Source organism: Ruegeria sp. CI1 (genome assembly GCF_056536925.1).
In genome coordinates this window covers 93565-109229 of the sequence record NZ_JBQFQP010000009.1, presented here as the reverse complement: position 1 = coordinate 109229, position 15665 = coordinate 93565, and the positions used below count along the sequence as shown (strand labels likewise).

Annotated in this window: 13 protein-coding genes; 6 read left to right on the top strand and 7 right to left on the bottom strand. The window is 56.3% G+C overall.

Annotated elements, in window-relative coordinates:
- Positions 1-290 precede the first annotated feature (290 nt).
- The 3 genes from mutT to ACR0LZ_RS12340 are packed head-to-tail and all read right to left on the bottom strand — an operon-like array spanning position 291 to position 2770.
- Positions 291-689, bottom strand: coding sequence for an 8-oxo-dGTP diphosphatase MutT (mutT, locus tag ACR0LZ_RS12350; RefSeq protein ID WP_480750110.1), 399 nt, complete (start codon positions 687-689; stop codon positions 291-293).
- Complete coding sequence (gene argJ / locus ACR0LZ_RS12345) at positions 686-1912, bottom strand: bifunctional glutamate N-acetyltransferase/amino-acid acetyltransferase ArgJ (RefSeq protein WP_480750109.1); 1227 nt, start codon at positions 1910-1912, stop codon at positions 686-688. The genes mutT and argJ overlap by 4 nt, the downstream gene beginning before the upstream one ends.
- Positions 1913-1918: 6 nt before the next feature.
- Positions 1919-2770 (bottom strand): foldase protein PrsA, encoded by an 852-nt coding sequence (locus ACR0LZ_RS12340; RefSeq protein WP_480750108.1) that lies wholly within the window; start codon positions 2768-2770, stop codon positions 1919-1921.
- Positions 2771-2945: 175 nt separating this feature from the next.
- Between ACR0LZ_RS12340 and secA the strand changes: the two genes are divergently transcribed.
- From secA to ACR0LZ_RS12325, 3 genes are all read left to right on the top strand, one after another.
- Positions 2946-5651, top strand: coding sequence for a preprotein translocase subunit SecA (gene secA, locus ACR0LZ_RS12335; protein WP_480750107.1), 2706 nt, complete (start codon positions 2946-2948; stop codon positions 5649-5651).
- A 102-nt stretch (positions 5652-5753) separates the two neighbouring features.
- Entirely contained in the window at positions 5754-6689 is a 936-nt protein-coding gene (locus ACR0LZ_RS12330; protein ID WP_480750106.1) for a hypothetical protein, read from the top strand.
- 24 nt (positions 6690-6713) lie between these two features.
- Positions 6714-8273, top strand: coding sequence for a phosphate ABC transporter substrate-binding/OmpA family protein (locus ACR0LZ_RS12325; protein ID WP_480750105.1), 1560 nt, complete (start codon positions 6714-6716; stop codon positions 8271-8273).
- Between the two features lie 9 nt (positions 8274-8282).
- Here the strand turns inward: ACR0LZ_RS12325 and radC are convergent, their stop codons facing one another.
- From radC to dnaK, 3 genes are all read right to left on the bottom strand, one after another.
- Complete coding sequence (gene radC / locus ACR0LZ_RS12320; RefSeq protein WP_480750104.1) at positions 8283-9038, bottom strand: RadC family protein; 756 nt, start codon at positions 9036-9038, stop codon at positions 8283-8285.
- 114 nt (positions 9039-9152) lie between these two features.
- Entirely contained in the window at positions 9153-10301 is a 1149-nt protein-coding gene (dnaJ, locus tag ACR0LZ_RS12315) for a molecular chaperone DnaJ (protein ID WP_480750103.1), read from the bottom strand.
- 75 nt (positions 10302-10376) lie between these two features.
- Positions 10377-12284 carry a molecular chaperone DnaK gene (dnaK, locus tag ACR0LZ_RS12310; protein WP_480750102.1) on the bottom strand — a complete coding sequence of 636 codons (1908 nt, stop codon included), beginning with the start codon at positions 12282-12284 and terminating at the stop codon, positions 10377-10379.
- Between the two features lie 213 nt (positions 12285-12497).
- Between dnaK and ACR0LZ_RS12305 the strand changes: the two genes are divergently transcribed.
- Complete coding sequence (locus tag ACR0LZ_RS12305) at positions 12498-13103, top strand: alpha-ketoglutarate-dependent dioxygenase AlkB family protein (RefSeq protein WP_480750101.1); 606 nt, start codon at positions 12498-12500, stop codon at positions 13101-13103.
- Here the strand turns inward: ACR0LZ_RS12305 and ACR0LZ_RS12300 are convergent, their stop codons facing one another.
- Positions 13104-13877, bottom strand: a complete 774-nt coding sequence (locus ACR0LZ_RS12300) for an ABC transporter permease (protein ID WP_480750200.1) — start codon at positions 13875-13877, stop codon at positions 13104-13106. It lies immediately after the preceding gene.
- Positions 13878-14046: 169 nt separating this feature from the next.
- Here ACR0LZ_RS12300 and cysQ point away from each other — a divergent pair, with 169 nt between their 5' ends.
- Both cysQ and ACR0LZ_RS12290 read left to right on the top strand, forming a co-directional pair.
- Positions 14047-14844, top strand: coding sequence for a 3'(2'),5'-bisphosphate nucleotidase CysQ (gene cysQ, locus ACR0LZ_RS12295; RefSeq protein ID WP_480750100.1), 798 nt, complete (start codon positions 14047-14049; stop codon positions 14842-14844).
- Positions 14844-15644, top strand: coding sequence for a 3-deoxy-manno-octulosonate cytidylyltransferase (locus tag ACR0LZ_RS12290; protein ID WP_480750099.1), 801 nt, complete (start codon positions 14844-14846; stop codon positions 15642-15644). The genes cysQ and ACR0LZ_RS12290 overlap by 1 nt, the downstream gene beginning before the upstream one ends.
- Positions 15645-15665 lie beyond the last annotated feature (21 nt).

The following is a 15665-nucleotide window of genomic DNA, read 5'->3' as shown; positions in this document are numbered from 1 at the left end:
GTGTATTCTGCCGCATTCAAGTCGATGCCGCGACAGGTCGCCCGAAATAAAGCTTCTTCTCTACGCGTACCACGATACGCCCATCTGCCAATTTTCGAACAAATGTGCCTTGCACGAAAACGCAACTTCCCAGTGCAATTGTCCGCAACATGCCCAATCCTCCCCAAAAAGGAATAAGACAGGCTCATCATACACGAAAAATCGAATGTAAAAATTAAATTGTTATCCCATAAGGTTAATTTTTCAGCAGCCTGATCAAACGAACTCGCGCGATGTGATAGTATTGGATTTTACAACCAGTCCCGCAAAATTGAAATCAAAGGGACATCCGCAGGCGGCATCGGGTAACTACGCAACTCGTTGGCTCGCACCCATTTCAGCGCCTGTCCCTCTTGTGCCCGCGGGGTGCCCTGCCATTTCCGACAGGCGAACAAGGGCATCAGTAAGTGAAAGTCGTCATAACTGTGGCTGGCAAAAGTCAGTGGGGCCAAACAAGAAGCCCAGGTGTTGATACCCAGCTCCTCTTCCAACTCGCGGATCAGAGCGGCTTCGGGGGTTTCCCCGACTTCAACCTTGCCCCCGGGAAACTCCCAAAGACCGGCCATCGACTTACCTTCCGGGCGCTGCGCCAACAGCACCCGGCCATCCACATCAATTAGCGCAACGGCAGATACCAATACCGTTCTCACGAGCGATAATCCGCGTTGATTTCAATATAACCGTGGGTCAGATCACAGGTCCAAATCGTTGCATTACCGTCCCCCAATCCCAGATCGACGCCGATCACCAGTTCCTGACCTTTCATATATGCCGCTGCGTCCGCCTCGCGGTAGTTAGGGCTGACCCACCCTTTTTCGGCCACTAGAATATCGCCAAATGAAATGCTCAACAGGTCCCGGTCTGCTGCTGCCCCAGACTTACCGATGGCCATGACGACGCGGCCCCAGTTCGGGTCCTCCCCCGCTATCGCCGTTTTGATCAGCGGAGAATTTGCGATCGCCAATCCGTGCACCTTTGCATCAGCGTCCGAGGCGGCGCCTGTCACACGAATCTCGACAAATTTGGACGCGCCTTCGCCATCCCTGACTACTTGTTGCGCCAGATCCAGCATCACTGCCTCAAGCGCCTCGGTGAACCCGGGGTTTCCGGTAGCATCAGCTCCTGACGCACCGGTAGCGCACAGCAAAAGGCTGTCCGAAGTCGAAGTATCGCTATCCACAGTGATACAGTTGAAGGTGCGATCGGTAATCTCACCCAGCATCTGCTGCAAGACGGCCTGTTCCACTTTTGCGTCGGTAAAGATGTAGACCAGCATCGTTGCCATGTCCGGCGCGATCATGCCCGACCCCTTGGCAATTCCCGCAATTTTGACCATCTTGCCGTCGATCCCGACGGTCCTGCTGGCACCTTTTGGGAAAGTGTCGGTGGTCATAATTGCCGTGGCTGCATCCTCAATTGCATCAGGGCTGAGGGCCGCATTCAGATCTTCCAGTTTTGCCACGATCCGCTCATGCGGCAGCGGTTCACCGATCACTCCAGTCGAGGACGTGAAAACTCGAGATGCAGGAACCCCTGTCGCGTCTGAAACCGCCTTGGCCACCTCGGCCACCGAGGTTTGTCCAAAATGCCCGGTAAAGGCATTGGCATTGCCGGAATTGACCAAGATCGCGGCCGGTCCATCGCTTGCTCCACCAATCTTGGTCTGACAATCCAAGACCGGGGCGGCACGCGTTGCTGACCGGGTAAATACGCCCGCAACCGACGTGCCGGCGTTCATCACCGCCAGCATGACATCGGTCCGTCCCTGATACCGTACACCCGCGGCAGCAGTTGCAAACCGAACGCCCGCGATGACCGGCAAATCCGGAAAGCTGCTCGGGGCGAGTGGCGAGACATTGGTGATCTTTGCCATGGCGGCTTACTCCTGCACCAGATCCAGTTGTTTCAGGACGTCCGGCGTCACACCGTCCAAGGGCTGGCGCTCTATGGTCGCCGCATCCGTCAATTCGTCCAGGCGCGCCTGAATGGCTTCCTGCTGGATTTTGGATGCAAGCTCTCCGCGCACCGCTTCCAGTTCCGGTGCTTCCGCCTTGCGCTGATCATTCAGCGTCACGATATGCCAGCCGAACTGGGTTTGAACCGGTTCAGAGATCTGCCCTTTTTCCAAAGCGACAACAGCCTGTTCGAATTCGGGAACCATGGCGCCCGGGCCGAACCAGCCCAATTCACCGCCATTCGGGCCGGAGGGGCCGGTTGATTTCGCCTTGGCGGTTTCCGCAAAGTCCGCACCACCGTCCAGATCGGCCTTGACCGCCATGGCCTCTTCTTCGGTTTCCACGAGGATATGTGAGGCATTGTATTCATCGCCGCCGAACCCGTCGCCGTATTCGGCGTCATAGGCGGCCTGAACCGCCTCTTCACTCAAGGCCGAGCGCAGGATATCCTCGATGGTTTCCGCTGCAAGTAGCGAACGCCTCTCATTTTCCAGCGCAATCGCCACCTGCTTGGGAAGCTCGCCATTCTGCTGTTGTTTCAAAAGCGTCTGCTGAACAAGCTGGTCGAGGATGGCATCGTACAGAACCTGATCCTCAAGCTCCAGATACTGCCTCGGCAGCGTCGCACGCGCGATGATCATGTGGCCCAAAGTGATTTCATCCCCATTGACGACTGCCACCACCGTGTCGGCGTCAGTTGTCGTCTCGGCGATCAGAGGCAGGGCCAGGCCGACGGCAAGCGCCAGAGATGGCAGAAATGTGAGGCCTTTGGGCATTGAATCATCCTATTTCTTTGCCGCGACGGTGCGTGGCGTTGACACTCTACGGCCTGCCGCTTACATCGCTTGAAGCCTTGGACAGGACCGCCTTTCACCCCCCGTATCTATGGGTTGCGCGCAGGGCGGGCAAGCCTGTCGAAACCACGACAAGAACAGATCCGCTGGAGTGAACATGCTGGGACTCGGAACGCTCGCCAAAAAGGTGTTCGGAACGCCGAACGACCGAAAGATCAAGGCGACCCGCCCGCTGGTCGAAAAGATCAACGCGCTGGAAGCGGAGTTCGAAAAACTCTCGGATAACGACCTGAAATCGAAAACCGAAGAGTTGCGCAAACGAGCGCTGGATGGCGAAAAACTGGACGACCTGCTGCCCGAAGCCTTTGCTAATGTGCGCGAAGGTGCCAAACGGGCTTTGGGTCTCAGGGCGTTCGACGTACAGCTGATGGGCGGGATCTTTCTCCATCAGGGCAACATCTCGGAAATGAAGACGGGTGAGGGAAAGACTTTGGTCGCGACTTTCCCCGCCTATCTGAACGCACTGACCGGCAAGGGCGTTCATGTGGTGACTGTCAACGAATACCTTGCCAAGCGCGACGCGGAATGGATGGGTAAAGTGTTCGGCATCCTCGGCATGACCACCGGTGTCATTTGGTCGGGACAGGCCGATGCTGACAAGCTGGCCGCCTACGCCTGCGATATTACCTATGCGACAAACAATGAACTCGGCTTCGATTATCTGCGCGACAACATGAAAGCAGATTTGAATGAAGTTTATCAAAAACACCACAATTTCGCGATCGTGGACGAAGTGGACTCGATCCTGATTGACGAAGCACGGACACCTCTGATCATTTCCGGCCCCTCACAGGACCGATCCGACCTTTACACCGCAATCGACGCCTTGATCCCGTCGCTACAGGACGATCACTATTCGCTGGACGAGAAATCTCGCAATGTGACCTTTACCGATGAAGGCAACGAATTTCTTGAACAGCTCCTGCTGGATCGCAACCTGCTGCCCGAGGGACATTCGTTATACGATCCAGAAAGCACGACCATTGTGCATCACGTCAACCAGGGCCTGCGCGCGCACAAGCTTTTCCAGCGCGACAAGGACTATATCGTGCGCGACGGTAACGTTGTTCTTATTGACGAATTCACCGGCCGTATGATGCCCGGCCGGCGTCTGTCTGATGGGCTTCACCAAGCCATCGAAGCCAAAGAGGGTGCACAGATTCAGCCCGAGAACGTGACGCTCGCCAGTGTCACTTTCCAGAATTTTTTCCGCCTGTACAACAAACTGAGCGGTATGACCGGCACCGCGTTAACCGAGGCTGAGGAATTTGGCGAAATTTACGGTTTGGGCGTGGTCGAGGTCCCCACGAACAAGCCCATCGCACGTGAAGACAAAGACGATCAGGTCTATAGAACCGCGCCGGAAAAGTACGCCGCCATAATCGAACAGATCAAAAAAGCGAACGAGAAAGGGCAACCTGTACTGGTCGGAACGACGTCAATCGAAAAATCGGAGATGCTCAGCCAGATGTTGAGCAAGGAAGGCATCGGACACAATGTCCTGAACGCTCGCCAGCACGAGCAGGAAGCCCAGATCGTGGCAGATGCCGGTCGATTGGGCGCAGTGACCATCGCCACGAATATGGCAGGCCGCGGAACCGACATCCAATTGGGCGGCAATGTCGAGATGAAAGTGCTCGAAGCTATCGCCGCCAATCCCGAAGCCGACCCAGCCGAACTGCGCACTGCCGAAGAAGCGCGTCACGCTGAAGAAAAGAGAAAGGTTCTTGACGCCGGCGGCCTGTTCGTCATGGCGTCGGAACGACATGAAAGCCGCCGTATCGATAATCAGTTGCGCGGTCGTTCAGGCCGTCAGGGCGATCCCGGACGCACGGTTTTCTACCTCAGCCTCGAAGATGACCTGATGCGCATCTTTGGTTCGGAGCGTTTGGACAAGGTGCTGACCACGCTGGGAATGCAAGAGGGCGAGGCGATCATCCATCCATGGGTGAACAAGTCGCTCGAACGCGCCCAGGCCAAGGTCGAAGGCCGCAATTTCGATATGCGCAAGAACGTTCTGAAATTCGACGACGTGATGAACGATCAGCGCAAGGTGATCTTCAACCAGCGCCGCGAAATCATGTCGTCCGAGGATTTGTCCGAAATCGTTTCCGATATGCGCGAACAGGTTATCGACGATCTGATCGACGAGTTCATGCCACCCAAGACATATGCCGATCAGTGGGACACAGATGGCCTCCATTCTGCCGTCATTGAAAAGCTTGGTGTCGACGTCCCCGTCCAGAGTTGGGCGGCAGAAGAAGGTGTCGATGATGACGACATTCGCGAGCGCCTGATCAAGACCACCGACGAGATGATGGCCAAGAAGGCCGTGGATTTCGGCCCCGAGAATATGCGCAACATCGAAAAACAGGTGCTTCTGCAAACCATCGACACAAAATGGCGTGAACACCTTTTAACGCTGGAGCATCTGCGGTCAGTGGTTGGGTTCCGTGGTTATGCACAGCGCGATCCGCTGAATGAATACAAGAACGAGAGTTTCCAACTGTTCGAAAGCATGCTGGACGGATTGCGGGAGGCGGTGACACAGCAACTGTCCCGCATTCGCCCTCTGACCGAGGTAGAACAACGGCAGATGCTGGCGCAATACGCTGAACAGCAGGCGCAAATGCAAAAGGCCGCCAAACAGGCCGAAGCGATTGCCGAAGCTCAGGCTTCGGGTGATCCCCGCCCTGGATTTGTCGAAGACGATCCGGAGACTTGGGGCAACCCATCGCGCAACGATCAATGCCCTTGTGGGTCCGGAAAGAAATTCAAGCATTGCCACGGGCGGCTGACCTGACGCCCGCCCTGAAACGGACAAAATTACTCCCAAAGGCGGCCATAGATTGGCCGCCTTTTTTAACGACTTTGATTTCCGCTCCGGAAACAAAGGGGATGTCCAATGGAGCTTTGGAGAAGACTAATTATGATTGGCGGAACCGTCGGCTGTGCGCTGGCGACCGGCTATTTCATGCAAAAAAGCGCTGACCGGGATTACAGTTCTGAGCCCTCGGCGCGCACCGCTTCGTTGCTGCCGCTCGAAAGCACTTTAAGCCAGAACATTCAGGTCAAGGCCCTGAAAAAAATCTCTTTGACCTCTGTTGACGCCAAGACCGAAGCGTCTGAACCTGAGCAGACCTTGGGTAATGAAAAGCGAGCCAGACCAGCGTCGCCAGTGAGTTGCAAGGTCACGGCTAATGCAGAACCTGCACCTCTGGCAAACGCGACGCTCTTTGTTAACGCACCTTGTCACAAAAGCGAACGGTTGACGGTTCATCACAACGGGCTGATGTTTACCGAGAAAACCGATACCCAAGGCCGGTTGACCGTAACGATCCCGGCAATGTCGGAAAGAGCGATATTCATTGTTGAGTTTGCCAACAACAAAGGCTCGGTTGCCTCAACCGTGATCCCAGATCTCAAGGCCTATGATCGTGTTGCTTTGCAATGGCGGGGAGGTCCCGATCTGCAGTTGCACGCGTTAGAGTTCGGTGCCGCCTATGGTGAAGACGGGCATGTATGGGCCAACGAGAGTTCACATGGATTGGGCAACACCGATCGGCTTGGCAATACAACCTTGAGCGACGCACAGTTGGTCGAGGTGTATTCATTTCCTTCCAGAGGCGCAAAGAAATCTGGCACCATCGAGATGACAGTCGAAGCTGAGGTCACAGAAGAAAACTGTGGACGCACGTTGAACGCTCAATCCTTCATGATGCATGGTGACGACTCAATGACCTCACGCGACCTGTCGGTATCAATGCCGGATTGTTCGTCTGTCGGTGATTTTCTGGTGTTGAATAATCTGTTTCAAAACCTGAAGATCGCGGCCAAATAGGCAACAGGCGACATCAGGTATCACATGACTTGGCTTCGTGCGGCGACAATCGCCGCACTTTCATATTGCATATCCATGGATGGCGCTTTTGCGCAGGACATCACGTTGATTTCCCACGATGGTAAAGTTTCTGTTTCCGGCGCTTTTCTGGGCTTCGACGGCGAATTCTATCGTATTCAGACGCAATTCGGAGAACTTACTGTGGACGGGTCAGGCGTCACCTGTGATGGCCCGGCCTGCCCCAATCTAACCGAGTACGTAGCCGAAATCGTCCTGTCTGGCTCGGCCACAATGGCGGAATCCCTCCTGCCCCCTCTGGTCGAAGGTTTTGCCGCGCGCAATGGTTTGCGAACGAAACGCGAAACACAGGACGAAACAAGTTTTGTCTATAGCCTGTTCCAGCCGCGCCGTTCAGCTCCACTTGCGAGGTTTACATTTCACGTCAACACCACAGACGAGGGCTTCGCTGATCTTCTCGCCTTGGAGGCCGATATTGTGATGGCATTGCGCGAGGTTCGGCCCGATGAACACCAGAGGATATCCGAAACCGGCCTCGGTGATCTGAACGATCCTGCTCGCAGCCTCGTTTTGGCCTTGGACGCGATGGTTCCCGTAGTGTCCTCGGAAAACCCTATTCAGAGTATTTCGACCTTTGACCTCGCAAGGGTATTCGCTGGCCGTATTACAAACTGGGTCGAACTTGGCGGCCCGGACGCTCCGATTTCTCTGCACTTGCCGGTCTCCGGCTCAGGTCTGGCACAAGCAGTTGAGGACAAGTTGCTCAAGCCTGCAGGATTACAAGTCGCCTCGTCGGTGCAACGCCATGGACGCGGCAGCCAATTGGCGCATGCAGTGGCGTCGGATCCGTTCGGCCTCGGTATGACAAGCTTTGCTGAGACCGGATCGACGCGCGCATTGACTCTAACGGGAAAGTGCGGATTTTCCTTGTCTGCTTCGCGTTGGAGCATAAAAACCGAAGACTATCCACTGTCCTCGCCGATGTTCCTTTATCTCCCCGCGCGGCGATTGCCCAAGATCGCCCGCGATTTTTTATCCTATGCCAAAAGCCCTGCTGCGCAAATCGTTATCCGTCGCGCCGGTTTCGTCGATCAAACGGCCGAACACATTCGCTTGGGCGCGCAGGGCGATAGGTTGGCAAACGCCATTTCGGCGGCCGGGGACGAAGTCACTCTGCAAGAAATGCAGAGGTTGATATCCACGCTGGCTCCGATGCAAAGGCTGACCATTTCGTTCCGGTTCGAGACGGGATCAGCCCGCCCCGACGCGCAATCTCGCTCCAACATCCTTCAATTTGCCAAGGCGCTGGAAACCGGATCGTATGACGGGCGCGAACTTTTCTTCATTGGCTTCAGCGATAGCGAAGGGTCGGCCGCTGCTAACACCCGTATCGCACGCAGGCGCGCGGATTCGGTTCGCAGAGCCGTTCTTTCGGCGATTGAAACTGCGGTGCCGGATAACGTGAAAATCGAAGTAGACGCATTCGGTGAGGCGCTGCCAATGGCATGCGACGACAGCGACTGGGGAAGAAAGGTGAACCGCCGGGTCGAGGTTTGGGTCAAGTAGCCTGCTCGGTTAGAGATATCCGTCAGCACGGAAACTTAGTTCGACCGATTTTCCGATGATCAGATGATCATGCAGGGTCAGCCCCAGCGCCACGCATGCATTCTGAATCTGCCGTGTCATATCGATATCCGACTGTGAGGGAGTCGGGTCACCCGACGGATGATTGTTAACAAGGATCAGTGCCGAGGCATTCAGTTCCAGCGCACGTTTCGCCACCTCCCGCGGATAGACCGGAACATGGTCGACGGTGCCGCTCGCCTGCTCTTCATCCGCGATCAGAACGTTCTTGCGATCCAGGTAGAACACCCGGAACTGCTCAGTCTCCCGATGCGCCATAGCCGTATGGCAATAGTCCAGCAAAGCATCCCAACTGGAAATAACTTGCCTCTGCATCACCCGCGCCCGCGCCATACGATGAGCGCTCGCTTCCAGGATTTTCAGGTCGGTGACAACGCTGTCACCAACCCCCTTAACGGCTCGCAATCGATCAACCGGTGCTGACAGTACTCGGCTGAAGTCGCCGAAAGTATCCAGCAACAGCCGGGCGAGCGGCTTTACGTCCTGCCTCGGGACAGAGCGAAACAAGATCAGCTCCAGCAACTCATAGTCTGGCATGGCCGCCGCGCCGCCGGTCATGAACCTCTCACGCAGCCGCTTTCGGTGATCTTTGATATAGGATGGCAGTCGTCCAAGCTGTAGTGGCACCGCTTGCGCTTCATCCATGTCAAAAAGCATGGGAGACTCGTGAAGTGAATCCTGTGTCATCCAAACAGGTTGACGCAGAACCGGTTTCTGAGAAGTTAACAGCCTTCCACTACCGATCAACTCATCCCAGAAGAACGATATTCTGCGCCTCCCGCCTGAGAGCAAACTTCAGGTCTAGCCCTTCATCCCGTCCCAAAAGGATTTCACCGAGGAAAAGAAGCTTTTTGTCTCGGGATTGTTATCATCTGCCAGTTCATCAAACTCACGCAACAATTCCTTTTGGCGGCTGGTCAGGTTGACCGGCGTCTCGACCGCCAGTTCGATCAGCATGTCTCCGATACCACCCCCACGCAATGCAGGCATGCCCTTGCCTCGAAGGCGCATCTGGCGACCCGATTGGCTGCCAGCCGGGATCTGCACGCGACCACGCCCGCCATCGATGGTCGGTACTTCGATCGCGCCGCCCAGCGCTGCCTTGGACATACTGACAGGCACCCGGCAATAAAGGTTCACGCCGTCACGTTCGAACAGCTTGTGCTGGGTCACTTCGACAAAGATATAGAGATCACCCGGAGGACCGCCACGCATTCCGGCCTCACCCTCGCCCGCCAGTCGGATGCGGGTGCCAGTTTCAACACCAGCCGGGATATTGACGCTCAGCGCACGCTCTTTTTCGACGCGACCTTGACCGTGGCAGGATTTGCACGGGTTCTTGATGATCTGCCCCATGCCAGCGCAAGTAGGGCAGGTGCGTTCAACGGTAAAGAATCCCTGCTGCGCGCGAACCTTTCCCATACCGGAACAAGTCGGACACGTTGCGGGTTCGACACCGCTTTCTGCGCCAGTGCCTTCACATGACGAACAGGCCACTGCCGTGGGAACGTTAATCGTGTTTTGCAGGCCCGAATACGCATCTTCCAGCGATACCCGCAAGTTATAGCGCAGGTCCGAACCACGTGCGGCGCGACGTCCGCCGCCACCGCCTCCACGACCGCCCATGAAATCACCGAACAGGTCGTCAAACACATCGGAAAACGCACTGGAAAAGTCGCCCGAACCGAAACCGCCGCCCGGACGCCCACCGCCGCCCATACCGTTTTCGAACGCGGCATGCCCAAACCTGTCATAGGCCGCCTTTTTGTCGGCGTCCTTCAGTACTTCATAGGCCTCGTTGGCCTCTTTGAATTTCGCCTCAGAATCCGGGTTGTCCTTATTTCGGTCCGGATGAAACTCCTTGGCCTTTTTGCGATAGGCCTTCTTGATTTCATCCGCCGCAGCGCCCTTGGACACACCGAGCACTTCGTAATAGTCACGTTTTGACATCCGATATCCCTTCTGCCTCAACGAATTCGGGCCGGCCCGGCAACCGGACCGGCCCGTCTTGGCCCGGTTTACCCGTTAGTTACGCTTGTCGTCATCCAGATCTTCGAACTCGGCATCCACGATGTCGTCTGCATCCGGACCCGCATCCGCCGCAGCCGGTTCGTCATCGGAGTCTTCCATCTGCGACTTATATATGGCCTCGCCCAACTTCATCGCGGCTTCGGTCACGTTCTGAATGCCAGATTTGATCTTGTCGGCATTGTCGGTTTCGATCTCGTCTTTCAGCGCCGCAATGGCAAGTTCGATCGCCTCGATAGTGGTCGGGTCGACCTTGTCGCCATGCTCTTCCATCGACTTCTCGGTCGAGTGAATGAGGCTTTCAGCCTGGTTCTTGGCCTCGACCAGTCCTTTACGGGCCTTGTCAGCCTCTGCATTTTCCTCGGCGTCCTTGACCATCTTTTCGATGTCCTCGTCGCTGAGACCACCCGATGCCTGAATCGTGATCTTCTGTTCCTTGCCGGTACCCTTGTCCTTGGCCGACACGGAAACAATGCCGTTGGCATCAATATCAAAGGTCACCTCGATTTGCGGCATGCCACGCGGTGCGGGCGGGATGTCTTCAAGGTTGAACTGGCCGAGAATCTTGTTGTCTGCGGCCATTTCACGCTCACCCTGGAACACGCGAATGGTAACGGCGTTCTGGTTATCCTCGGCAGTCGAGAACACCTGGGATTTCTTGGTCGGGATCGTGGTGTTGCGGTCGATCAGGCGGGTAAACACACCACCCAGCGTTTCGATACCCAGCGACAGCGGGGTCACGTCCAGCAGAACCACGTCCTTTACATCGCCTTGCAGAACACCAGCCTGAATAGCAGCACCCATTGCAACGACTTCGTCAGGGTTCACACCCTTATGAGGCTCTTTGCCAAAGAACTTGGTCACCTCTTCGATGACCTTGGGCATGCGGGTCATACCGCCGACCAGGACCACTTCGTCAACATCGGCTGCCGAGATGCCCGCGTCTTTCAGGGCCGCTTGGCAGGGTTTAATCGACTTCTTGATCAGATCACCCACCAGCGATTCCAGCTTGGCGCGAGTCAGCTTCATGACCATGTGCAGTGGCTGGCCGTTCGAACCCATCGAGATGAAAGGCTGGTTGATCTCGGTTTGCGAGGTCGACGACAATTCGATCTTGGCCTTTTCAGCAGCCTCTTTTAGGCGCTGCAGCGCCATCTTGTCTTTCGACAGGTCGACACCGTGTTCCTTTTTGAACTCGTCGGCCAGGTAGTTGACGATGCGCATGTCAAAGTCTTCACCACCCAGGAAGGTGTCACCGTTGGTCGACTTAACCTCGAACAGGCCGTCGTCGATTTCCAGAATGGTCACGTCGAAGGTACCGCCACCAAGGTCATAGACCGCGATGGTTTGGGTTTCCTGCTTGTCCAGACCATAGGCCAGCGCGGCAGCCGTCGGTTCGTTGATAATCCGCAGTACTTCCAGCCCGGCGATTTTGCCGGCGTCCTTGGTGGCCTGCCGCTGCGCGTCGTTGAAATAGGCGGGAACTGTAATGACCGCCTGCGTGACTTCCTCACCCAGATACGATTCCGCGGTTTCCTTCATTTTGCCCAGCGTGAAGGCCGAAATCTGGCTTGGGGAGTACTTTTCGCCGCGGGCGTTGACCCATGCATCACCGTTGCCACCATCAACGATGGCATAGGGCACCATTTTCTTGTCTTTTTCGACTTCTGCGTCGTCGACCCGGCGACCGATCAGGCGCTTGACGCCAAAGATGGTGTTTTCCGGGTTGGTGACCGCCTGACGCTTTGCGGGCTGCCCAACCAGTCGCTCGTCTTCGGTGAAGGCGACGATCGAAGGCGTGGTCCGCGCCCCTTCGGAGTTTTCGATAACCTTCGGTTGCGATCCGTCCATGATGGCAACGCACGAGTTGGTGGTGCCGAGGTCAATACCGATTACTTTTCCCATGTGTTCGATCCCTTTCTCTTCAAGGCGATGTCCCGAGGCCCGAACCCGTTACGGCATCCCGGCCCCGATCAGTGGTGCGCGACGGCACTACACCATCGCGCGTCCCGGCGTATATAAGGGCCGAAATGGAGGCCTGCAAGCATGGTAAATCGCAGGTTTTCAGGAATCTTGGACCTTTTTGGCAACGATTTGGTAAGGAACGGACGTTTACCCATGACTCGGTTGATACTGCGCGGCTTCGACATTCGAAAAGGGTATCTCGATTCCGCTCGCCAGAACCGCTTGATCGAGGTTCTACGCCCGGTACTCAAGCTGGCGCCGCTGGTGCGCCCAACAACACCCTCAGGAAGGGAAATGTCGGTGCGCATGACCTCGGCAGGGATTCTTGGATGGGTAACGGACAGACAAGGATATCGGTATCAGGACAAGCATCCTAGTGGTGTGCCATGGCCCGCGATCCCTGACGAGATCCTGAATATCTGGCGCAGTGTATCGGGTGCGAGCCGCCTGCCTGATTGTTGCCTGATCAATTACTATGGAGATGGCAGCCGTATGAGCCTGCATCAGGACAAAGACGAGGCCGATTTTTCCTGGCCCGTGGTGTCCGTTTCTCTCGGCGACGATGCGCTGTTCAGGATCGGGAATGCCACCCGCGGCGGAAAGACCGAGTCGATCTGGCTGAACTCAGGTGACGTTGTGACCATGGCTGGCCCGGCACGACTGACCTACCATGGCGTCGATCGGATCAGATTCGGATCATCGAAACTATTGCCAAAGGGCGGGCGGCTGAACCTGACCCTACGGGTGGCCGGAGACTAGTCAGCGGCGCGCAAACCAGCTGGCCGAAACATGGCGGCGGGTATAAAATTCACCCATCAGACCCAGCATGATCAGTACTATGCCGACCCATAACGCGTATTCCCAACTGCTGTTACGTGGAAAATAGTTCTGAAACACAAAACCGCGGCACTGATCGATGGCGTGAAACAACGGATTCCAGTCGAACATGGCAAGCATCGTCGGCGGCAGCATGTTCGCCACAAACATTTTGCCTGATGCGATCATGTTGGCCCGTTGATAGATCGTGGCCATAATCGAAACCGCCGCCGGCGCCCATGGCTTGATTGCCAGAAACACCAGACCGACACCACATCCGGTGAACCACGCCAGCAACAGCATGCCGAAGCCTCCGACCGGATCAGAGATCACCAGCGGTTTATAAGCGACCTGATAGATGAACAGGATCACAAATAGGGTCAAAAGCTGTGTATATAGCGCTCCGAACGCGGCCGAGGCAATCGCTACTAGTGTATTCATCGGCGCGTGCTTCATCATCGGACTGTTCGCGCCCGCCGCCCCCGACACCGCCCCCACTGCCTTGACGTGGCACATGAACAGAAAAATGCCGGACATGATGTACAGCAAAAAGTCACCGCGCACGGACATACGCCGAATGCCCAAGAGCGTGAACATGGCATAAAACACACCGACAAACACCATTGCCTGTAGAATGTTGAGGCCCAAAGCAACCCATGCATTGTTGTGCTTGGATCTGACATGACGGACCACCTCGTGAAAGGTAATCTCGGCCATCGTGACGGCCCCACCCAACAGGGTCTTGTTCTGTCTGTAGCGAAACACCCGACCGTCCTTATTGCTTCATTGCCTGAAAACTGACACGGAAATCTTGCCGATCCGTTTTCATCGCAGCATAAGGTCGGCAATGCGTTAGTTCAACAAATCACAGGATCGGAGCTTTTTTGTGACTTACGAAGACCTAATTCCGATAATCCGGCGACTTGCGCTGGAAGCAGGCGACAAGATCATGGAAATATACAACGCCGACGATTTCGATGTGAAGGTCAAATCCGATGCCAGTCCTGTAACCGAAGCGGACGAAGCAGCAGACGCGCTGATCTCGACCGGCTTGCGCGCCGCATTCCCAGATTTCCTGCTGATAACCGAAGAGCAGGCCGCCTCGCATTCGCAATCCGGCGAAACGTTTCTGATCGTCGATCCACTGGACGGGACCAAGGAGTTCATCAAACGGCGTGGGGACTTCACCGTCAACATCGCTTTGGTGGAAAACGGCATACCCACTCGTGGAGTGGTTTACGCTCCGGCAAAAGGGCGCATGTTCTATACTCGGCCCGACGGTCAATCGGTGGAGGAAACGGGCGCTCTAGACAAGGTTGCGTCCGGCAATCTGAACCCGATATCTGTCTCTAAACCGGATAATTCTGCCCTTTTGGTGGTCGCGTCCAAATCGCACCGAGATCAAGCAACCGACGATTACATCGGCAAATACAAAGTACGGGACAGCAAGAGCGCCGGTTCCTCGCTGAAATTCTGTCTGGTCGCGACTGGCGAGGCCGATCTCTATCCACGTGTTGGCCGCACGATGGAATGGGATACCGCCGCCGGCCATGCCGTGCTGGCTGGTGCGGGGGGTAAGGTGGTGCGTTTTGACGATCATTCGCCGCTGACCTACGGCAAAGAAGGCTATGCCAACCCGTTCTTTATCGCCTACGCTCCGGGTGTTGACCTGAAGGAGGCCTGATGTCCGTTCTGATCGCCATACCCGCCCGCTATGCTTCGACCCGCTATCCCGGCAAGCCGCTGGTGCCACTGACCGGGGCAACAGGGAGTTCGATGACCCTGATCGAACGATCCTGGCGGGCGGCAACCGCCGTGTCGGGCGTGGACCGTGTGGTTGTAGCAACCGATGACGACCGCATCCGCGAAGTGGCGGAAGGGTTCGGGGCTGAGGTGGTGATGACCTCGGAAACTTGCGGCAACGGAACCGAACGCTGTGCCGAGGCCCATGACAGTCTGGGTGGCGGGTTTGACATCGTTGTCAACCTGCAAGGCGATGCCCCTCTGACCCCTCATTGGTTCGTCGAAGATCTTGTCGCCGGTTTGCGGGCGTCACCCGATGCGGGTGTCGCCACTCCGGTTTTGCGGTGTGACGCAGCTGCGCTGAACAGTCTGCTGATTGACCGAAGGAACGGACGTGTCGGCGGAACGACTGCCGTCTTCGCTGCCGACCACAGCGCCATGTACTTCTCCAAAGAGGTGATCCCGTACACCTCCGAGATCTACCATGACGCCGAAGATACACCAGTTTTTCACCACGTTGGCGTCTATGCCTATCGCCCCGACGCGCTGCGCGCCTACCCCACCTGGCCCACTGGCCCGCTTGAACAGCTCGAAGGGCTCGAACAGCTTCGTTTCATGGAAAATGGCCGCAAGGTTCTTTGCGTCGAAGTCGAAGCCAAAGGCCGGCAGTTCTGGGAACTCAACAACCCACAGGACGTGCCCAAGATCGAAGAAATGATGACGGCCATGGGGCTGGAGTAAACAGGAAACCGGCTAAACCAG